At 44.1% G+C, this 20,966-nt stretch carries 19 protein-coding genes and 3 pseudogenes; 10 read left to right on the plus strand and 12 right to left on the minus strand.

Translation table 11 applies throughout. The features are described from left to right. Positions 1–115: 115 nt before the first annotated feature. The 6 genes and pseudogenes from SLS51_RS06035 to SLS51_RS06060 all read right to left on the minus strand — a co-directional run bounded on the left by SLS51_RS06035 (position 116) and on the right by SLS51_RS06060 (position 5,180). The gene (locus tag SLS51_RS06035; protein WP_323836457.1) at positions 116–1,657 is read right to left on the minus strand and encodes an NAD(P)/FAD-dependent oxidoreductase; all 1,542 of its coding nucleotides are present in this window, start codon (positions 1,655–1,657) and stop codon (positions 116–118) included. Between the two features lie 52 nt (positions 1,658–1,709). Next, on the minus strand, positions 1,710–2,078 hold the full coding sequence (locus SLS51_RS06040; protein ID WP_323836459.1) for a DUF805 domain-containing protein: 369 nt from the start codon (positions 2,076–2,078) through the stop codon (positions 1,710–1,712). Between the two features lie 30 nt (positions 2,079–2,108). Continuing rightward, a pseudogene (locus SLS51_RS06045) lies at positions 2,109–2,798 on the minus strand (aminotransferase class III-fold pyridoxal phosphate-dependent enzyme); the annotation flags it as partial. Between the two features lie 162 nt (positions 2,799–2,960). After that, entirely contained in the window at positions 2,961–3,413 is a 453-nt protein-coding gene (locus SLS51_RS06050; protein ID WP_323836579.1) for a nuclear transport factor 2 family protein, read from the minus strand. A gap of 66 nt (positions 3,414–3,479) precedes the next feature. Further along, a pseudogene (locus SLS51_RS06055) lies at positions 3,480–3,734 on the minus strand (nuclear transport factor 2 family protein); the annotation flags it as partial. Positions 3,735–3,749: 15 nt separating this feature from the next. After that, positions 3,750–5,180, minus strand: coding sequence for a gamma-aminobutyraldehyde dehydrogenase (locus SLS51_RS06060; protein WP_323836461.1), 1,431 nt, complete (start codon positions 5,178–5,180; stop codon positions 3,750–3,752). A gap of 639 nt (positions 5,181–5,819) precedes the next feature. Between SLS51_RS06060 and SLS51_RS06065 the strand changes: the two genes are divergently transcribed. Then, on the plus strand, positions 5,820–7,427 hold the full coding sequence (locus tag SLS51_RS06065) for an ABC transporter substrate-binding protein (protein WP_323836463.1): 1,608 nt from the start codon (positions 5,820–5,822) through the stop codon (positions 7,425–7,427). 82 nt (positions 7,428–7,509) lie between these two features. Here the strand turns inward: SLS51_RS06065 and SLS51_RS06070 are convergent, their stop codons facing one another. Next, positions 7,510–8,343 (minus strand): NmrA family NAD(P)-binding protein, encoded by an 834-nt coding sequence (locus SLS51_RS06070; protein WP_323836465.1) that lies wholly within the window; start codon positions 8,341–8,343, stop codon positions 7,510–7,512. A 470-nt stretch (positions 8,344–8,813) separates the two neighbouring features. On the opposite strand from SLS51_RS06070, the gene SLS51_RS06075 reads away from it, so the two are divergent. Beyond that, positions 8,814–9,413, plus strand: coding sequence for a lytic polysaccharide monooxygenase (locus tag SLS51_RS06075; protein WP_323836467.1), 600 nt, complete (start codon positions 8,814–8,816; stop codon positions 9,411–9,413). Between the two features lie 315 nt (positions 9,414–9,728). On the opposite strand, the gene SLS51_RS06080 is transcribed toward SLS51_RS06075, so the two are convergent. Next, complete coding sequence (locus tag SLS51_RS06080; protein WP_323836469.1) at positions 9,729–10,841, minus strand: class II histone deacetylase; 1,113 nt, start codon at positions 10,839–10,841, stop codon at positions 9,729–9,731. 315 nt (positions 10,842–11,156) lie between these two features. On the opposite strand from SLS51_RS06080, the gene tus reads away from it, so the two are divergent. Both tus and SLS51_RS06090 read left to right on the plus strand, forming a co-directional pair. Continuing rightward, on the plus strand, positions 11,157–12,083 hold the full coding sequence (gene tus, locus SLS51_RS06085) for a DNA replication terminus site-binding protein (protein ID WP_323836470.1): 927 nt from the start codon (positions 11,157–11,159) through the stop codon (positions 12,081–12,083). Between the two features lie 52 nt (positions 12,084–12,135). Then, positions 12,136–12,582, plus strand: a complete 447-nt coding sequence (locus SLS51_RS06090) for an Xre family toxin-antitoxin system antitoxin (protein WP_323836472.1) — start codon at positions 12,136–12,138, stop codon at positions 12,580–12,582. A gap of 58 nt (positions 12,583–12,640) precedes the next feature. Here the strand turns inward: SLS51_RS06090 and fumC are convergent, their stop codons facing one another. Next, positions 12,641–14,035, minus strand: a complete 1,395-nt coding sequence (fumC, locus tag SLS51_RS06095; RefSeq protein WP_323836474.1) for a class II fumarate hydratase — start codon at positions 14,033–14,035, stop codon at positions 12,641–12,643. A 304-nt stretch (positions 14,036–14,339) separates the two neighbouring features. Between fumC and manA the strand changes: the two genes are divergently transcribed. The 3 genes from manA to add all read left to right on the plus strand — a co-directional run bounded on the left by manA (position 14,340) and on the right by add (position 18,286). Next, entirely contained in the window at positions 14,340–15,512 is a 1,173-nt protein-coding gene (manA, locus tag SLS51_RS06100) for a mannose-6-phosphate isomerase (protein ID WP_323836476.1), read from the plus strand. A 139-nt stretch (positions 15,513–15,651) separates the two neighbouring features. Further along, positions 15,652–17,208, plus strand: coding sequence for a YdgA family protein (locus SLS51_RS06105; RefSeq protein WP_323836478.1), 1,557 nt, complete (start codon positions 15,652–15,654; stop codon positions 17,206–17,208). A 76-nt stretch (positions 17,209–17,284) separates the two neighbouring features. Then, on the plus strand, positions 17,285–18,286 hold the full coding sequence (gene add / locus SLS51_RS06110) for an adenosine deaminase (protein ID WP_323836480.1): 1,002 nt from the start codon (positions 17,285–17,287) through the stop codon (positions 18,284–18,286). A 312-nt stretch (positions 18,287–18,598) separates the two neighbouring features. On the opposite strand, the gene SLS51_RS06115 is transcribed toward add, so the two are convergent. Together SLS51_RS06115 and SLS51_RS06120 are read right to left on the minus strand one after the other, a co-directional pair. Next, the gene (locus SLS51_RS06115; protein WP_058588678.1) at positions 18,599–18,976 is read right to left on the minus strand and encodes a type II toxin-antitoxin system VapC family toxin; all 378 of its coding nucleotides are present in this window, start codon (positions 18,974–18,976) and stop codon (positions 18,599–18,601) included. Next, positions 18,976–19,179, minus strand: coding sequence for a type II toxin-antitoxin system VapB family antitoxin (locus SLS51_RS06120; protein ID WP_011146605.1), 204 nt, complete (start codon positions 19,177–19,179; stop codon positions 18,976–18,978). Before SLS51_RS06120 ends, SLS51_RS06115 begins: the two co-directional genes overlap by 1 nt. A gap of 98 nt (positions 19,180–19,277) precedes the next feature. On the opposite strand from SLS51_RS06120, the pseudogene SLS51_RS06125 reads away from it, so the two are divergent. The 3 genes and pseudogenes from SLS51_RS06125 to SLS51_RS06135 all read left to right on the plus strand — a co-directional run. Continuing rightward, positions 19,278–19,438, plus strand: a pseudogene (locus SLS51_RS06125) (IS5/IS1182 family transposase); the annotation flags it as partial. A 79-nt stretch (positions 19,439–19,517) separates the two neighbouring features. Then, positions 19,518–19,982 carry an antitoxin PaaA2 family protein gene (locus SLS51_RS06130; RefSeq protein WP_323836482.1) on the plus strand — a complete coding sequence of 155 codons (465 nt, stop codon included), beginning with the start codon at positions 19,518–19,520 and terminating at the stop codon, positions 19,980–19,982. A 17-nt stretch (positions 19,983–19,999) separates the two neighbouring features. Further along, complete coding sequence (locus tag SLS51_RS06135; RefSeq protein WP_323836484.1) at positions 20,000–20,308, plus strand: type II toxin-antitoxin system RelE/ParE family toxin; 309 nt, start codon at positions 20,000–20,002, stop codon at positions 20,306–20,308. A gap of 239 nt (positions 20,309–20,547) precedes the next feature. On the opposite strand, the gene SLS51_RS06140 is transcribed toward SLS51_RS06135, so the two are convergent. Beyond that, positions 20,548–20,829 carry a hypothetical protein gene (locus SLS51_RS06140; protein ID WP_323836486.1) on the minus strand — a complete coding sequence of 94 codons (282 nt, stop codon included), beginning with the start codon at positions 20,827–20,829 and terminating at the stop codon, positions 20,548–20,550. Positions 20,830–20,966 lie beyond the last annotated feature (137 nt).

Genomic DNA, 20,966 nt, shown 5'->3' on the forward strand with positions numbered 1-20,966 from the left:
ATTTATTGACCCAGATCATGCGGTAACGTTATCAATAATTGCTTAGTGAAACACAGAATACTTATAGAGAGTTACTCCAGAAGTGCTCGCATAAGACATATTGGTGAGGCAATGCTCAGAACGAAACTATGTCTGCCGGATTAAGCGTGCTTATCACTCCCAGAATACTCTTAGCCAACGGAATGGCTACCGGAGAGAGATAGGAACCCAGCGGGATGCTCGCGTGGTCAATGGAGGTGAGCATAGTAAAGTCGTCGTTGCGTCTGGTCAGATCGTCGCTGATAGCTTTGCCAATGCGCACCGTCTGCGCCACGCCATGACCATTCCAGCCATGTACCATATACACGGGTACTCTGTCACCGCTCTTGCGGGCATCGGTGGCACCGTTCAGGGTCAGATCGCTGATCCCGCCCCAGGAATATTCCAGTTCGGCTTTTTCCAACTGCGGGAACACGGTTCTGATACGCCCAAGCAGATAGCTGTTCACATCACGCGGTGACCAGGAATTGCCAGTCCCCTGTCCACCGAACAGTAGGCGGTTGTTGCGCACGGCACGATAGTAGTCGACTTGTAACTGTGTATCGTAAACCGGCAGATTTGACGGGATCAGCTCTTTGACATCCACTGGCAACGGCGGCGTTACCGCCACGTAGGAGAAAAAAGGCACCGTGGTGGAAGGGCCGGAGATAAACTCACCTGTGGAGCCATGCACACCCAACACCACGGCTTTACTTGCCCTGATAGTCCCCCGCTCAGTTTCTACGACGGTGCAATCAGTATCTTGCCTGATGCCCTTCACCTTCGTGCTGTCATAGATTCTCCCACCCAGTCTGGCGAAACCATAAACCAGACCACGCAACAGTGCCAAAGGCTGGACCTGCCCACCGATACTGTCGATATTTGCTCCGTGGTAGATACCCGAACGCACATACTCCTCCTGCAATTCGTGCGGTCCGATAACCTTCATCGCCGTATCTCCCAGTTGGCGCCGGGCATCGGCATTAGCCACCAGCGGCCCCATGTGGCCTGCGTGCACCGCAACAGTGATATGACCATATTTGCGGTCACATTCGAAACTATAACGCTCACGGAGTTCATCCACGAGATTCATCGCTTCAACAGAAGCAAAACGCCACAAGCGTTTAGCCTCATCGAATGAAAATTTTTCCAGAATGTTTTCAGCTTCCCAGCGTGCAAGCCCAGGGGTTATCTGTCCCCCGTTGCGGCCAGAAGCGCCTGAACCAATGTTATCCTTTTCAACCAGAATCACGTCCACTCCCGCTTCAGCAAGATGCAATGCTGTAGAAGCACCCAGCAACCCACCGCCGATAACCACAACCTCGCAGTTCTGGTCTCCAGGCAGGCTTCCAAAAGCAGGCCAGTCAGCTAAAGAAGCTTCATAATAGTTGGCTGGCATGGCGTCAGCAGCAGCGTCTTTATGCCAGCTCCATATACGCGGGTCCAGCCCCAACCGGCTGGCTCTATGCTGTGCATCCTCCAACAGTATCGGCCGGAGCTTATCAACATTGACGGCCGAAGCATCAGCCGCGGTTAAGGTCCGGGCGAGCAGGGATAAATTGGGAAGTACGGATGAAAGGACTCCTGCCCCCGCGAGCGTCGCGACGGTAGAGATAAAGGCTCTTCTATTCATTGTCATTTCAACACTCCTGTTATGATCTTGAAATCACCTGCTGGCCTGGAGAGTTTCCCTATGAGTGAGTCCGGCTATCTGAGTTGTATTTATTGCTGCCAGAGCTCCCTTTCAGACCGGCGAGAATCAGCAGAATAATAGTGCCGATAAACGGTATGAGATGCAGCAGTAACCACCAAGCGCTACAGTTGATGTCGTGCAGGCGGCGGGCATTCACTGCTAGCGCGGGCAAAAACGTGAGCAGCAGATAGATAGCGCTGAACCAGCCCATATAAATTTCAGGATTGGCAACGGCAAAGTAGCTTTCAAGGAAAGAGATAATAAATACAGCTAAGATCTGGAACAGAAAAAAGTACCAGAACTCCTTACGCCTGGCTCGCCCCCTGAAACATGCATAGCTCTTTAATACGTTTAAATACCAGTGCATTGTTATCTCCCTCTTGTGAGGTAGCAGATTCTATCTATTTTGTTCAGTCAGATCGAGCAGAACAGACTCCAGAATGTTGAGCGCTTCATTAAAAACGTCATTTTGTATGGTCAATGGCGGAAGAAAACGGATCACGTTGCCATGTACACCGCACATCAGCAGGATCAGACCACGCTCCAGCGCTTTCTGACGTACCGCGTTGGTAAAGCTGGCATCGGGTTCCTGACTGTCCGCATGGTTAAACTCCACCGCAATCATCAGCCCGAGCCCACGCACGTCGGCGATCTGCGGGACACGCGGGCGCAGTTCATGCAGACGCTGTTTTAGCTGGTCTCCCAACTGTGTCGCTCGCGCATTCAGCTTTTCTTCTTCGATCACATCCAGCACCGCATGGGCGGCCGCAATCGCCACCGGGTTACCGCCATAAGTTCCCCCCAGACCACCCGGCACTACAGCGTCCATCAACTCTGCACGTCCCGTTACAGCCGCCAGTGGCAAACCGCCCGCCAGACCTTTCGCCATAGTGGTCAGATCGGCAACAACTTCATGATGCTCCATGGCAAACAGTTTGCCCGTACGCGCGAAACCGGTCTGGATCTCATCGGCGATAAGTACAATGCCGTGGCAATCGGCGATCTCACGCAGAGCTTTGAGCAGCTCAGGAGGCGCAGGATAGAAACCACCTTCGCCCTGTACTGGCTCGATGATGATGGCCGCAACGCCGACAAAATCCCCAACGATGAGTACCAAGTGGGCTATTGTAATCGTGCAGGCTCCGTTGCAGACATAATCTACATAGGGACCGTCAATGAACGCATATCTGCCTATATGGGCATCCGGTTGCGGCGCGACTGCAAGCTTCACGCCGGGTATCGATCAACGTTAAAAAATACCGTGGCGATGCAGCGCTTTTGCATCCTCCGGTACCGGGGTGATTGCATCCCAAAGTTCAGCCACTTTGCCGTTCTCAATGCGCCATAGCTCGAAGTAGCTGTGACGCACTCCGACGATACTCCCCTCCGAATGGGTCAGAACAAACTGCCCATCGGCTACCGTACGGTGAATTTTAGTGTAATGCAGGCCCTGCCCTTTATCCCTGAGCTGCTTAAGAAATGAGATGACTGCCGCCGTACCATCGGGAATATCGGGGCTGTGTTGGCGAAATAATTCACCATTAGTGTAGTTTCCACACTCTTCGTAGTGACCCTCGATCAGGGTACGTGTAAAAAAGTTGATCACCAGCTCGCGATTCTTCTCTCGGTCATGGTCATGGCCTGTTTCAGTCGGGCCGTCTAACTGAGTCCGACCACTGGCGTTGGGTGCAGCCTGCGGCACCAGGCCGTCCCAGTGCTCTACGATTAAGCCGTCGGCAACCCGGTACAGATCGAAACCGACCAACGGCCAGTCGTCTAATCCCGTAAAACGACCGTGGATGGCGACCAGATCACCATCCTGCAATACGCGATACGTTTCGTGGTGCAGTTCAGGATGTGCCCAGACCAGCTCACGCAATCCGGCAAGACCATCCTTGACCAACGGGGAATGTTCAATGAAATGCGGCGCGAAATAACGCTCAAGCGCCCCTACATCACGGTCAGTAAACAGCTCGTGGTGCGCACGCGACACTAAGTCGCGTGGAGATCTATTCTGAATCATTACGGATGTCCTATGTCAGTCGTTGGAACTCATCACGTGTTTGATACGCGTATATTCGTCGAAGCCATAAGCCGACAGATCTTTACCATATCCTGAGCTCTTGAAGCCGCCGTGCGGCGCTTCTGCCGTAAGAGGAATATGGGTGTTAATCCAGACGGTACCGAAATCGAGTTCACGTGACAGGCGCAATGCGCGGCCATGATCGCGGGTCCAGACACTGGAGGCTAATCCGTATTTCACGTCGTTAGCTTTCTCTATGGCATCCTGTTCATCGCGGAACTTCTGCACCGTGATAACCGGGCCGAAAATCTCGGTCTGGATTGCTTCGTCGTGCTGTTCCAGACCGGTAATTACCGTAGGTTCAAAGTAATAACCCGAACATTCGGCCTGACGGCCTCCGGTTTCGATACAGGCATGCGCGGGCAAACGCGCAATGAACCCTTTGACCTGCTCTAGCTGACGAGCATTATTGAGCGGCCCATACAGCGCCTCTTCATCTTCTGGATAGCCAAAGCGGGTAGCTTTAGCTGCCGCCGCCAGTTTGGCGACGAAGGTATCGTAAACAGATTCATGTACCAGCACACGCGAGGCTGCCGTACAATCCTGACCCGCATTGAAATACCCCGCGGTAGCAATGGTCTCCACCGCTTTGTCCATATCTGCATCGGCGAAAACAACCACTGGCGCTTTGCCACCTAGCTCCAAATGCGCTCTGGTGAGATTAGCTGCCGCCGAAGAGGCAACTTGCAAACCTGCGCGCACGGAGCCCGTGATGGAAACCATAGCTGGCGTTTTGTGTGAAACGACCAGCGCACCCGCGCTGGCATTACCCAACACCACGTTGAATGCACCTATCGGGAAGAACGGAGCGGCCAGTTCAGCCAGCAACAGAGTACTTTCCGGCGTGGTCTCGCTCGGTTTGAGTACCACGGTATTACCCGCTGCCAGCGCAGGCGCTATCTTCCATACTGCCATCATCAGCGGGTAGTTCCACGGCGTAACTTGCCCCACCACGCCCAGGGGTTCGCGCCGGATGCTGGTCGTCATATCAGAAAGATATTCAGCAGTTGCTTTGCCTTCCAGAAAACGGGCGGCGCCAGCGAAGAAACGGATATGATCCACTGACGACGCAACTTCCTCAGAGGCAATCAGATGCTTGAGCTGCCCGGTATTGCGGCTTTGCGCTTCGATCAGACGTTCAGCGTTTTTTTCCACCGCCTCGGCTAATGCCAGCAATGCCTGCTGACGTGCTGACGGTGTGCTGCGCCCCCAGATCTTGAATGCCTCTTTAGCCGATGCATAAGCTTCATCAACATCCGCTACAGTCGCGTTAGGAGAACGCGCATAGGTTTCACCTGTGACCGGGCTTACTAGGTCAAAATATTCGGAACCCTTAGATTCAACATACTGACTATTAATGAAATGCCTGAGCGTTGGTACCGCCATGGTTACCTCCTGATGGATTGGATAATATAAAATATAACCTATAACTTAATATGTTCAATTGTTATGTGGATGTTAATTTTTCAATTAAATAACAAAAATAAAAGAGTAATTAGATACATAGATGTAACTTTCGACACTCCTATTCAGGAAAATATGCCGATTTGTGAGCAGGATCGAGGATTTTTTAACTGGAAGAAAAGATTCTGGGGCTATTTCTCGGCAGGATTATTTACAATCGAGTTAATATCAAAGATTGCTCAATTTGCAATATCAATATTAAAAAACGAAGTCTTATTGGAGAAATTACGATGGAAAAGACAATAAAAAATATATCTTTATTCGCAGGAATTATATTTAGAGGCTTGACATTATCTCATGCAGTAATTATTCCACTTGGTACTGTAAGCTAATGATTGATGAAGTAGCGCTAAGTATTTTATGCTAATACTTAATTATAGTTATACCTCTTACATTCAAAATAGGGTATTCAATAGAATCACGTAATTTTAACTTAATATCTTAAATAATCATAAATATTCTGAGGTTTGGTTTGCAAGATTACATAAAAACCTTAATGATCAAACAATTAATTTCCCTGAAATAGATGCCCCAAAATGAGATCCTCTTGGAGAACAAACGATGAATAAAACATTAAGGAATATATCATTATTCACAGGTATTATATTTGGCAATCTGGCATTATCTCATGCCGCAATTATTCCAGCCGGTACATTATTATCAGTTAATCAAGATATTGTTCGCAATAATGGTTCAGAACCTGTGTCTCTTGATGTTCATAAAGTTGAAAATGATGTTGAATTTAATATTATTCATGATTTTTTTAGTGGATTAATCAGAGCGGGCAGTGATGGAAAAATCAATCCTGATTTAGCGGTCAGTTGGGAAACCAAAGATAATAAAGTATGGTTATTTCATCTAAGAAAAGGAATAAAGTGGTCTGATGGCTCCCCTATTACTGCCCATGATGTGGTTTTTAGCTGGCGACGTTTAGTTGATCCCAAAATTGCGTCTCCGTATGGCAGTTATCTTGGAAACATGCACGTAGTCAATGCCAAAAATATTGTTGCTGGCAAGAAAAAAACCGATGAATTAGGTGTAAAAGCACTGGATAATTTGACGTTGGAAGTGACGTTAGAACAACCCGTATCCTATTTTTTACAGATGTTGGCCTATCCTGTTATGGTACCTATCAGCCAAAAAGCGGTTGAAAAGTATGGCGAAAAATGGACTCATTCCGATCTATTTGTCAGTAGTGGGCCATTTAAGTTGTCCGAATGGGTTGTTAATGAAAAAGTTGTGGGTATCAGGAATTCACAATATTGGGATAGTGCTCATACTGTTATTAATAAAGTTACTTACCTTCCAATAGCATCAGAAACGGCAGATATCAATCGTTATCTAGCCGGAGAAATTGATATCACCAAGAATATCCCGTCGATTTTATTTAAATCCTTAAAGGCAAAATTAGGTAATCAAGTTCATATCACACCAGCATTGGGTGTTTATTATTATGATCTTAATAACCAAAAAGCACCTTTTAATGATTTCAGAGTCAGGCAGGCATTAAATTTGGCTTTAGATAAAGAGATTATAGCGAATAAAGTTTTGGGGCAAGGCCAAGAGCCTGCTTATAATCATACCCCACCAAATACTGGAGGAATGAATTTAGGGCAACCTGATTATGCATCATGGACACAACAAGCAAGAATTGAGAAAGCTAGGAAATTATTAAATGAAGCGGGTTATAATAGAGCTAACCCATTGAAATTTAAACTTCTTTATAATACGTCAGAAGAGCATAAACGGATTGCTATTGCGGCGACTTCAATGTGGAAAAAAAGTTTGGATGTAGATATTATTTTGCAGAACCAAGAACGAAAAGCCATGTTGGATGTTATTCGTCAAGGTAATTTTGAGATGGTGAGATATGCACGGATTGCTGATTACGATAATCCTGCCTCGTTTTTAAATAACTTTGTTACTGATAGTTCTAATAATACATTCTTATATAGCAATCATGCTTATGATGATTTGATAAATAAAGCTAAAGAAACAAATGATCGAAAATATTTTCAACAAGCAGAAGACATTTTGGCAAAAGATGTACCAGCAATTCCCGTTTATTACTATATCGGCGTCAGATTAGTCAAACCTTATATTGGTGGATATTATATGAGTCCATTGGGTTTCGTGTCGACAAAAGATCTCTATGTTATTAAACATTAATAACATATTATTGTAGCATTTAAGTAGATATTACGGTTTTGAACAGATTGGTTGTTTTAAACCGTAATATATTGGTAAATTATTATCTCCAACGATGACATTCCCGCTGAATAAAGATATCCAGTGAACAAGGATTCAGACCTGTTAATGCTTTGACGCAATCTGTAATGTGGTCTTCAGTACCTGATGCAATGTCACTATCCATTGCTGAAAGGATTTTTGAGTAGGTTTCATCCAGTCCATTTTGTTGTAGCCGACGGGTCAATTCGCTGGTCGTTAGATTTCGGTGACTAATTTTGCGGCCTAAGGCTTTACTCAGTGCAGCAGCAATATCGCCATAACTCAGTGTTTCGGGCCCTGTAAGGATGAAATCTTTATTTATGGTTCGATTTGATGTTAACGCAGAAACAGCAGCCTGAGCAATATCAAGAGCGTCAATGAACCCCACTTTGCCATCGCCCGTTGCAGAGTAGATAGCATTTTCTTCACTTATTGTTACCAAATGCCGTTGATCATAGAAGTTCTGCATAAACCAGGTAGGACGTAACACTGTCCATTCTGGCGCATTAACTTCCAGCCAGGCGTGAATTTTTCCCATCATTGGCGCACCAGAGGCCAGTGACGATGCACTGAGCAACACAAAACATTGAACCCCTTTTTCTAGTGCTATTTCAAGCAATGGTGGTACTACTGAGCCATGATCACTGGTGTTCGTTGGGGCCACAATATATAGTGACCTGATGCCAGAAAATGCGGCTTCGGCCAGATCAGGGCGCATCCAGTCAAAGGCAATTTCATTACCTGATTCAGGGGTGCGGGTACCGATCCGATGCGCGATCCCATCTTGTGTCAGTAACTTACTAACCAACCTTCCGGTTTTTCCTTTACCACCTGTAACCAGAATATTATTCTGCATGATAATCTCCTTTTAGTTTGTTAATGCAGCCTAATGCAAATAACAGAATCAGCGGATTCCAGTAGTCCCGATAACGGCTGATTAATTTACCTTTAATGTCAATAACCGAAATGTAGTTCTGATCATAGCGTAGACCAGTTTCATTCAAGCTGCCAGCGCATGACCATACGAGGTAATTTTCACGCCATTGGACCTCAAATCCCTCTAATATCTAATATCTAATATGGAAACAGCATGACACCGTTCCCATCATTTACTATGTCGAATAAATTAGGAAAATCATATTGTTTTATATTACAAAAAATAGTAACAGGCATATTTAAAACAAAATTTCAATAACTTAATATAATTAGATTGTTAATCAATTTATGAAATGGATAATCATATTATATTTATCTAGAATTGATAATTAAAGTCCTGGGGCTTTATTTGTCGTAGATAAATTATCCTGTAAAGTGGAGGACGCTATTATGTATAAACATAAAGTGAAAGTGATGACTTTAGCCGCTACGATAATTACCGCTTTATTTAACGGTGCATGGGCTCATGGTTATATTGATAGCCCAGGAAGTCGTGCATTCCTTTGTTCCGCACAGGGAAATGAACAAAATACGGATTGTGGGTTGGTCAAGTATGAGCCTCAATCTCTTGAAGCTAAGAAAGGCTTTCCACAAGCTGGTCCGGAAGATGGCCATATTGCTAGCGCTGGCATTGGTCATTTTGGCGAATTGGATGTTCAAACCGAAGATCGTTGGAAAAAAATCCCTATTACTGCCGGTGAGATTGAGTTCCGGTGGGAAATTGTGATTCAACACAAAACCTCAAGTTGGGAATATTTTATTACCAAACCTGATTGGGATCCCAATAAACCTTTAACCAGAGAGCAATTTAATAGTACACCTTTCTGCTTTGAGGATTATCAAGAAAAAATGCCGGGCAATAGAGTTATTAATAAATGTACCTTACCCGAGGGTTATCAAGGCTATCACGTTATACTGGGTGTTTGGACAATCTCAGATACCCTAAATGCATTTTACCAAGTAATTGACACAACAATTAGCCCTGCTTGATTATAAAATAACTATGATCGGGAACAGCATGATGCTGTTCCTGTTTATCGGACTTCTTATTCCATATATTGAACTCAGTTAATTTCGATGTAAATAAAGATGTTTATGATAACAAAATTAAACCTATTTTTGGTCAATAGAACCAATTGATAAAATAGCCATTATCCGCGTATTAAATGTACGGCTATATGAAACATATTTTTCAATTAGAAAATATTTCGATAAATTTTATTGATGTGTCGTTGATATGTTATGAAGGTGAAGCTTTAATAGGTTTGCTTCCAAACTATGCGGAACAAACCTACGCAACAAAGCTCAAAGACCGAATTTTTCTTTAAGTTTATCAAGCTGCTGCTGTTGAAATAACTCAAACTCAGCTTTTGGCTGCTGCAAGCGTATAAAATCTAACATTGGATCTTTGACTTCCGTACGAATGCCGCTCATCTGTTCAAGTACAGCCAATCCACAGAATGGTACATAAGACTCTGCATATCCGCCTTCATGAACAACGACTAATTTTCCGTCGCATAAACTATCTGCTGCCTGTTGCACTAGCTGGGTCATCTCCCGAAAACTTTCACTATGGAGCTGCATCCTTGCCAAAGGATCCACTGCATTCGCATCGTAGCCACAGGCGACAATAATCAGTTCCGGTTTAAAACGTTCAAGCGCAGGAAGTACTATCTGTGTCATTGCATAGATATAGCTATTATGTCCGGCTCCAGCAAGTAGTGGGATATTCAGGCTATAACCTGTCCCTTCCCCTTCCCCGATATCATCTTCACCGCTGTATCCTGGAGGGAAACAACCATCCTGATGCATCGAGATGGTCAAAACATCAGAACGATCCCAATAAATATGCTGAGTACCATTACCGTGATGAACATCCCAATCAATGACCGCAACGCGTTTTAAATCAAAACGTGCTTTTGCCTGTTCAATTGCTAATGGGATATTTGCTAGAAAACAAAATCCCATTGGCTCATCAGGTAAACAATGATGACCTGGTGGTCGAGAAAGGCTGTAAGCATTATCAAGCTCACCGCTAAGCACTGCTTCCACCGCCGCACAAGCAAGGCTGGCTGAAAGCTTAGCAATTTCATAGCTTCCTGGTCCCAGAGAGGCTGCTATACCAAGCATTCCTCCACCATTATCACTGACTTGCTTAAATCGTTTCAGGTACTCTTCTGAATGAATTTTACGTAATGTTTGCTCGTCAATAGGCGATGCCGAAGAAAGGTGTAAAGAGTGGCTCAAGCCTGATACATCCATCAAATTTTTTAACCGCCTTTTTGTTTCCGACGATTCAGCATGTGCAGTTCCAGAAGAAGGTTGAACCCAACCACCGACAGGTAGAGTCGTTACATGCGCGCTAGTACTATGCCAAAAACAATGTTCATCAAAGAAAAATCCCGTTTTTCGTCTCATCACCCCTTCCTTCTGATTTCTAATTAAATTAATTCATATATCATCGTTGACATAATCAAAACAAAAACAGATTCTGCCTAAGCTCCCTAAAAGCGACAATGCTAAAAGGCGTAATGACTGGGTAGTTGTGATAACCGCCAACTTTTAAATAACCACGTCTACCTGTAGTTGCTTAAATTCGAAAACCGTCGTGCTTATATATGCATCCGACGTATGTGAGTTCCATGCTTTGCTTTTGAATACAACGTGTGAGTTTGATATTTGCTTTTTTTATTCTATAATAAAAAGTATGTTGTAACTAATTAACTTATTTAAATGAGTAAATATTTATCAATTGAAGATTTGAATAGTTGTTTTCAAAAACAAGAGAGTAAGTTGAGACAACTGTGTGAACAATTAAACAGCTATTTTCTGTTGGCTGCTCATGTGTTTATTCTACCTGATGTAGAAAAAGGCAGTGAACATGAGCCAGTAACGGAAATAATTGTTAATGAAATGACCGATGATGACGCATTAAATATAGGGTTAAGTCATTACCAGAAGCTATTTATATATCACAATAACCAAAATATCAGCAGTAAAGCTGCCGTTCGTCTTCCCGGTGTATTATGTTTTTCGGTAAACCAACAACAATATCGCTCTGCTTTACTTTTGATTGAGGAAATTAATAAGTTGAAAGCAGAACTTGAACATATCGTAACTGTGCAATCAGGGGTAGATAAAGAACAACGGTTTGAGTTTGTTCACAGTCAGTTACATGGTTTGATAACTTTAAACGCTTACAGAACCATCACTCCCCTTCTCAATCCCGATTCAGTTCGCTTTGGTTGGGCAAATAAAAATATCATCAATAAAGTCACAAAAGATCAAATCCTACAACGTTTGGAAAAAAGCTATGACGCAGGACGTGCAGTTCCCCCCTATTCTCGTGAACAGTGGGCAGCATTAGTCGCTAAAGAAATTATCGACATAAAAAAATTATCTGATGATGTGGTTTTAAAAATCAAGCGTCCAGTAAAAGTACAACCCATTGCACGAGTCTGGTACGCGGAACAACAAAAACAGGTGCAATATGCTTGTCCCCTGCCAATAATTGCATTTTATGTTAACTATGGCGGTAACCAACCAAAGATAGGTAGACTTGCTAACTACGATGCCAATGCCATAGTCCATCGCTATAAACCCAAAGCCAAACCATTGGAGTTGATTATTCCAAGGCTACATTTATATCGTGAGATTTAGTGCATAGTTATTTGTTTGATTCAAATAGTGACAAATGACCAAAGAGATGTTTATGCGAGTTTTTACACCAAACCATAAAGTTCAGAATAATCCACTTTGGCAAACCATTGGTTTCCCATCAAGCAGTGGACCACATTTAAATACAATATTAAACGAAGGATTACCAGTCACTATAATTGAGAAAATACAAAATTGGTCAACATTCGATAAAGAAGATATTCTACGAATTGCCGGTATCCAAATACGCAGTTATGCAAAACTCTGCCCAAGTAAAGGTAAATTCACTGCGGATGAAAGTCAGTGCATTGCCCGGTTCGTTCGTGTCATGGACCGCGCTGTAGGCTTATTTAGCGGTGACAGAGATAAAACAGCTCGATGGATGAAGCGTCCTGTCCGAGGTCTGGGATACCTAACGCCTGAATCAATGCTCGATACAGAAAGTGGAGCGCTAGATGTCATGAATTTCATCGGTAGGATTGAACACGGGATTGTCTCGTGATCATTTGAAAAAAACCGGAGCACTCGTCTCCGGTCAATTTTTCATGGCTAAACAACAATTACTTCAAGCTGCCAACCATATCTTCTGGACGAACCCACTCATCAAACTCAGCTTCTGTCAGATAACCCAGTTTCATCGCCGATTGTTTTAATGTCAGCCCTTCTTTATGGGCTTTCTTAGCAATTTCTGCGGCTTTGTCATAACCAATATGTGTATTCAGCGCCGTTACTAACATCAGAGATTCATTCAACAACTGAGTAATGCGATCACGGTTAGGTTCGATACCGACTGCACAATGTTCATTGAAGCTACGCATACCATCAGCCAACAAGCGAACAGATTGCAGGAAGTTATTAATCACCATTGGGCGAAACACATTTAGCTCAAAGTTGCCCGATGCCCCACCAATATTAATAGCAACATCATTACCCATCACCTGGGCACAAAGCATCGTCACTGCTTCACACTGAGTTGGGTTAACTTTACCCGGCATGATTGAACTACCCGGTTCATTTTCAGGAATTGAAATTTCACCGATACCACAACGAGGGCCGGAAGCCAACCAACGAACATCGTTTGCTATTTTCATTATGGATGCAGCCAGACCTTTTAATGCACCATGAGAATGAACCAGAGCATCACAAGTCGCCAGAGCTTCAAATTTATTTGGCGCAGTAACAAACGGATGGTTGGTCAGTTCAGCCAATTTCTTAGCAACACGAACAGCATATTCAGGATGAGTATTTAAACCGGTGCCAACCGCAGTTCCCCCTAATGCCAATTCACAAACATGGGGAATACTGTCTTCAATGTGTTTCTGGTTATGCATTAACATTGCCGCCCAACCAGAAATTTCCTGACCAAGGGTCAATGGCGTCGCATCTTGCAAGTGTGTACGGCCAATTTTAACGATATCCTTGTAAGCTTCAGCTTTATCAGCCAATGTTTTTTGTAATATTTTCAGCTCAGGAATAAGGTGCTCACGCAGCGCGATAACCGCAGCAACATGCATTGCTGTTGGGAAAACGTCGTTAGAACTCTGACTTTTATTGACATCATCGTTAGGATGGATAAGGCGTTCACTCCCCCTCACCCCGCCAAGGATCTCGCTACCACGGTTCGCCAACACTTCGTTCATGTTCATGTTACTTTGTGTTCCTGAACCGGTCTGCCAGATAGCAAGAGGAAATTCTGTCGGATGTTTACCTTCCAGCACCTCTTTCGCAGCAGCAATAATTGCTTCACCACGTTCTTGCGGCAGAAGACCCAAATCCATATTGACACTGGCCGCAGCCTGTTTGGTCAATGCCAGAGCATGAATTAATGCAACCGGCATTTTCTCCTGCGAAATGCGAAAATGCTCAAGTGAACGTTGAGTTTGCGCTCCCCACAATTGGTCAGCAGGTACTTCGATGGGCCCCATTGAGTCTTTTTCAATGCGAGTGGCTGCCATTACTATCTCTCCTTAACACACAGAATAATCGAATATGCATATACCCGTCATCTTTCAAGTTGCCTCTTTGTTGGCTGCACTCGCTCACCCCCGTCACATAGTTACCTATGCTCCCGGGGATTCGCTCCCTTGCCGTCGCGAAGCATCTTAAAATCCATAGGGTATAATCAGTCTTTGCAGATAAACTGATTAACATTCTGTTATCATGCCACATATTAGTTCCTGATTATGCCAACCAAGTCGTATTTATCGTATTGTGGTAGACAGGAAATAGATTGATTTTTTTAAAAAGAGAGTAACGGCCATGTTGAAGATGATAAATCAGATCCAGCACTATTCATGGGGAAGCAAAACCGCCCTGATGGATATTTATGGTGTTGAAAATCCAGATAATCTGCCAATGGCTGAATTATGGATGGGCGCCCATCCTAAAAGCAGTTCACTTGTAGTCAATCCAGAAACGGGAAAACCCATTGCCTTAAATGAATTAATAGCCAGTGATCCGGAAAAATATCTGGGGAAAAAAGTTTCAGATAGATTTCACCGTTTGCCTTTCCTATTTAAGGTATTGTGCGCGGCTCAACCTCTCTCAATTCAGGTTCATCCTGATAAAAAATCCGCAGAAGAGGGGTTTGCCAAAGAGAATATCGCCGGTATTCCATTGGATTCCCCGGAAAGAAATTACAAAGATGATAACCATAAGCCCGAATTGGTTTATGCCCTTACCCCTTTCCGGGCAATGAATGGGTTCCGTCCATTAAACGAAATCGCGCAATTACTGAAATTTGTTACGGCGGCCCATCCCAAAATTCCGTTCTTTATTCAGACACCCAATGAACAGAATCTTGCCTGCTTATTTTCCCAATTACTGAATATGAGTGGTAAACAAAAACGGCTAGCTCTTGGCGTATTGAAATCAGCATTGAATAGTCGGCTCGGAGAACCTTGGGATTCCATCAAAAAAATGACGACATTTTACCCTGACGACAATGGCCTATTTATTCCACTTTTACTTAATGTCATCGAACTTGAACCCGGTCAAGCCATGTTTCTATGCGCCCGTACGCCTCATGCTTATCTGGAAGGCACTGCTCTTGAAGTGATGGCAAATTCAGATAATGTCCTACGAGCGGGCTTAACCAACAAATATATTGATATTCCTGAGCTAATGGCAAACCTTGACTTTATTTCAAAACCAACAAACACCTTATTTATGCTACCAAGACAGGAAAAAACAGCTAAAAATTTCCCTATTCCAGTGGATGATTTTGCATTTTCTATTTATTCTCTATCGGAACAGTCAATTACGCTTGATAACAATTCAGCATCGATTGTTTTTTGTGTTGAAGGTCAAACAGTTATACAATCTGGCGAACACCAGTTGAGAATTTTCCCAGGTGAGTCAGTATTCATATCTGCTGCCGAAAAGGCTGTGATAATTTACGGTGATGGTTTTACCGGCCGGGTTTTTAATTAATAATACCAATCTGGGCCTAAAACTTATTCACAGGCGCTGTTAAGCACTACTTACACTCCAAGCTGTGTTAACGGCCATTTTTATACCAAGAGAATGCATATTACCTGCAAAATATGCATTAAAAGGATGGATTTGCATTATGAAAAAATCGTTAGTGGCAGTAGGCATTATTGTTGCCTTGGGAGCAGCCTGGACTGGAGCTTCATGGTATACAGGTAAACAGATTGAACAACGTATAGATCAATCTATTTCCCGCGCCAATGCTGAGATGAAAAAAGCCTTTCCTGAAACAGGTCTGATGCTACAGAGTAAAGATTTCCACCGTGGCGTGTTCAGTTCTGATGTCCGTCTTGTTCTGACAATTAAAGACGGCGTTAAAAACGCAGAAATCAAACCCGGTGAAGAGATTTCAATTAAATCTGTGATTGATCACGGCCCTTTCCCACTTGCACAAGTGAAAAAATTAACTTTAATTCCGAGTATGGCTTCCGTTCATTCCGAACTGGAAAATAATGAATCTTTAAAACCCCTGTTTGAAATCACTAAAGGAAAATCGCTGTTCACTTCTGATTCACGTGTCAGTTATAGTGGTTCTGTTATTTCTGATGTTGATATCGTTCCTGTCGATTTTGAAAAAAATGGTGCTAAGTTCAATTTTTCCGGTGCCAAACTGACTTCCGATCTCAGCCGTGATCTGAAAGAGATATCACTGGCAATCAAGAGCGACCAATTAGCCATCAATAAAAATGACGAAAATTTCCTTGTCAAAGGTATTGATTTAAACCTAGCCAATAAAAAAGGCAAATTTGATCTCTATATTGGCGATCAAAGCATCAAAGTTCAGGAAATCAGCCTAAAAGGTATTGGTAATGAAGATATGATGCTTTCCGGTGTTAAAATAGATTCAAATATCGGTGAAGATGAAGCTAATCTGAAAGGGAAAATCACTTACAGTTTAGATGGTCTCAAACTGAAAAATATTGATTTTGGCTCTGGTAAGTTTGCAATTACTGCGGATCGTCTGGATGGTGAAGCCGTGCGTAAGTTTACTCAAGCTTACAATGACGCCGCAGCCAAAGCACTCTCTTCTGGTGATCTCTCTTCCGACGCGGCAGATACCGCTATTATTGATGCGGTATTGTCTAACCTGCCTATTTTGCTAAAAAACAATCCACAATTTGGTATCGAACCATTAACCTGGAAAAATGCCAAAGGTGAAAGCACCATTAATTACCACGTGAGTTTAAAGAGCTTACCGAAAGATAAAAGTAGCTTGTATTCAATGAAAACAGAAGAAGCTATCCGCGCTTTAATTCAGAACATGTCTCTGAATGTCACATTACCAAGACCTATGATGATTGAGTTCTCCACTCAGTCAATGATACTGAATGGCATGGATAAAGCAAAGGCTGAACAAAATGCCGAGCAACAGATAAAACAGTTCGAACAATTAGGACAACTGTTTAAAATTACCACGGTTGATAAAGATGCTATCAGCATTAAGTTTAACTATGCAGACGGTAATGTAGAAATGAACGGTAAGAAAATGCCCTTACATCAGTTCCTGTCTGAATACTATTTATCCGGCCCTTCTGATGATGAAGTACCAGAGCAACCAGAACAAATAGTGCCAAAAGGTGACAACCACGACAGTGGAAAAGTGAAATCAGAAGGTACTGTGCAACCTGCGCAATAAAACGCGCCGATAAACGTTTTGTTAAATTGCCAGTCAACACATGTGACTGGCTTTTTACATAAAAAAGGACCGAAATGTGATTGACATAAAACTCCCACTGACAGATTTACACCGCCATCTCGATGGAAATATCCGGCCGGAGACTATCTTAGATCTTGCCAACCAGCATAATATTCAGCTTCCAGCAAATGATCTGGAATCACTACTCCCTCACGTACAAGTTATTGAAAATGAACCGAGCTTAGTCAGTTTTTTGCAAAAACTGGATTGGGGAGTGGCAGTACTCGCTGATTTGGACGCTTGCCATCGTGTTGCTATCGAAAATGTTGAAGATGCCATCAATACTGGGCTCGATTATGCTGAATTACGTTTTTCCCCTTATTACATGGCGATGAACCACAAATTGCCGGTTGAAGGGGTCGTTGAGGCGATTATTGATGGTATCCGTTCTGCCCGTCAAAATAACGATATCGACATTCGTCTTATCGGAATTTTGAGCAGAACTTTTGGTGAACAAGCCTGTACTCAAGAATTAGCTGGCCTGCTAGCTCACCAGCAATATATTACTGCATTAGATCTCGCGGGTGACGAGTTAGGTTTTCCCGGCCATCTTTTTCAATCTCATTTTACCAAAGCCCGTGATGCTGGCTGGCATATAACCATCCATGCCGGTGAAGCCGCTGGCGCTGAAAGTATTTGGCAAGCCATTAGGGAATTAGGAGCCACGCGTATTGGTCATGGAGTAAAAGCCATTACCGATCCCGTATTGATGGATTATTTAGTTGAAAACCGTATTGGTATTGAAGCTTGTTTAACCTCAAACCTTCAAACCAGCACCGTCAATTCTTTATTGGACCATCCACTCAAACAATTCCTGGAAAAAGGGATTCTTGCTTCCATTAATACCGATGATCCAGCCGTTGAAGGCATCGACATCCGCCATGAATATGAAATTGCCGCCCCTGCCGCGGGTTTATCTATTGCTCAAATTCGTCAGGCTCAGATAAATGGGCTGGAAACTGCTTTTATCAGTGATGCAGAAAAACAGGCATTACGCATGAAAGCAGCAAATCGTTAAACATAAATAGCTCAGGAATGGAATCTCCCATTCCTGATTATGGTTATTACTTGAAATATATAATGCTGTCGCCACTACCCCGGTGGAGGTTTCAGGGTGTGCTTTTTGTTCACTTCCCCTGAAACTGGCAGCCTTCCCCAATAATTTGGTGGGTCGGCCTCCACATTGCGTGAGAATGAAAAGCCGTTCCAAATCACTTTATCTGAGAATCAAACCACATTACTGATTTGCCCGCCCACCCTTCCTGAGAATGAGAAAACCACCGGAAAACCGGCCGGTTTTCCGGTGGTTTCCAGAGCGGTTTAAATTCTGTCAATGAATCGGCTGATAACTCGCATTAAGACGTTTAGCCAACTTCTCAAGTCGTCTATCCAGCGTCCAAAGCCTTGCCCCTGGTGTTATCAAGGTTGATGCCAGCAATGTAATATCAACCAGCCCACATCCGAGGCCGTACAGCTTTTCGTTTTCAATGAATGCCATTACCTCGATGATAGTGGCCTGATGACTCTGTGGTAACAGCCCCAGATCTCCAAGCGTTCGCAGTCTTGGTGCCGGAGGAGTACCACAGGCTATTTCAGCCAGTATCATCGGATGAATCAGAACCAGATCCCGGCTTAACAACTGGATCAATCCGTCATTCCTGTTTTTGAAATGGTCAATCCAGACGGACGTATCTACTAAAATAGTCATTATGCGGATGGCTCCTCCCGGCGACGGGGAACTATCTGCATATCAGGTGATGTGCTGCCGAGCGAAGCCAGTCTTTTTGCTGCCTGCACCCGAACAAACGTTTTCACCGCTTCACGGAAAATATCAGCCTTATCCATGCCAGGATCGGCCATTTCTAGTGCCTGTGCATACAACGCATCATCAATCGTGACAGTAGTTCGCATAATATAACCTCCTTGATTCACATATTGATGATAATATACATCAAAAATAGAATCAAAACAGTTTGTAAGAAAAGAATAATGGCATGGGACAACCTTGCAATCCGCACAAATCAAAGAGTGAACAACGTGCTGTGCCCCCCGGCGCCTATTTTGACGCACTGCATAAAGCCGTCAATGAAGACCGGGCAGCAGTCGGAAAAAAAGCCTGAAGCCAGCCCTTAAGGAACGGCCGAGAAAGACGAAGGTCAGTACCACCGATTTGTCTAGGTGATTGCGCGTTTCCTAGAAAACATGCACAATCAACCCTGTTACTTTTATCACCCTATAAGGAGTGAATCATGCAAAGCATGACCATTGAGCAGCTACGCGCCGCAAGCGATGCCGGCGGCGTGGAAGGTGTGACCCTGAAAGGGCAGGGCGGAACCTTCCTTGTGCAGATCGCAACCCGCCGCGGTGCCGCCGCTGTGCTGGCGAAGGCCCGCAGCCAGGAGCCGCGCCGTTTCGGCAACCCCATTGCCGCCCTGAAGGTGTTGCGCGGCGTAGGCATCACCATCGGCCAGTTCGACGCCAGTGAGTGGAACCCGGACGAGAAAGAAGAAACCGCCGGCAATCGTGGCCGGGCCGAGGCAATGCGTAAGGCCCACCAAGCCGCCGCCTACTCGGAGTGGCTGGCCGCCGAGATTCAGGATGCTATCGACGACCCGCGCCCGAATCTTTCACACGATGAGGTTATGGCCGAGATGGACGCCGATATTGCCGCCTTGGCCGCCGAACACAAGCCCGCCAAAAGGAAGCGCGCTTGAGCGCGGCTGGCTGATTTATGGCGAAGGCAAAGACCCCTTACCGCATCGAGTGGCGACCGAAGGCCCGCGAGGATTTACGCGCCATTGTTCGATACATAGGCAAAGACAACCTGACCAGGGCGCGCAGCTTCGGTCAGGAGCTACGCGACAAGACCTTGCCGCTTGCGCAGTACCCGGAGCTTGGCCGCACCGGGCGGCCCGGCCTGCCGGATTATGTGCGCGAGCTGGTCGCGCATCGGAACTACATTATTTTTTATCGCGCGCTGGACGAGGCGCGCACCGTCGAAATTTTGCGAGTGAAACACGCGGCGCAGCAAACGCCGTGACATGGTGACAACGGATCTCCCTGCAGGAGATGGAGAGCGTAAATAACTCAAGTGCCCCAGACTTTTTTATGCTCTCAACTCATACCCAATGTTTCGCGTGAAGATTCTATTCCTGATTGTGGTTATATATTTGGAATATAATATCCAATAAAATTGGATGCTAAGCTGAATGTCAAAGACCACCTCCCTAGGAGATGGTTTTAGGATGACAATAAAAATGATAAGTTTTTTCTCATGATTCAATTTAAAGGATATATCCAACGACCATTATCCTGAACATTTTTACCGTAACCAGTAGCATCTTTATCATAAATAACAATGTTGCTATTTGCTAAGACAAAATATGACTTTTGGTCCTCATTATCACGTATTATTGACATTACAAAACCACGACCATCAGTGCGATTCCAACTCGCTGTATCTCCCGGATTAATATCCCAATAACCTGTATTACCATCTTTCCCCCACTTATTAATTGAAACTTTAATCACCTTATTTAAAGAATTTTTAACAATAATCATATCATCACCTTGAGTAATATTAGCGTAGATTTATCTAGGTCTAATTTAACAATGTTACAATATACACCACAACAAATTAAGTATAGATTTAAAAAATCCATCATAACGACTATTTTAGTGATCTTAATCAAAGATTT

This window comes from Photorhabdus africana, assembly GCF_035181445.1.
Taxonomy (GTDB): domain Bacteria; phylum Pseudomonadota; class Gammaproteobacteria; order Enterobacterales; family Enterobacteriaceae; genus Photorhabdus; species Photorhabdus laumondii.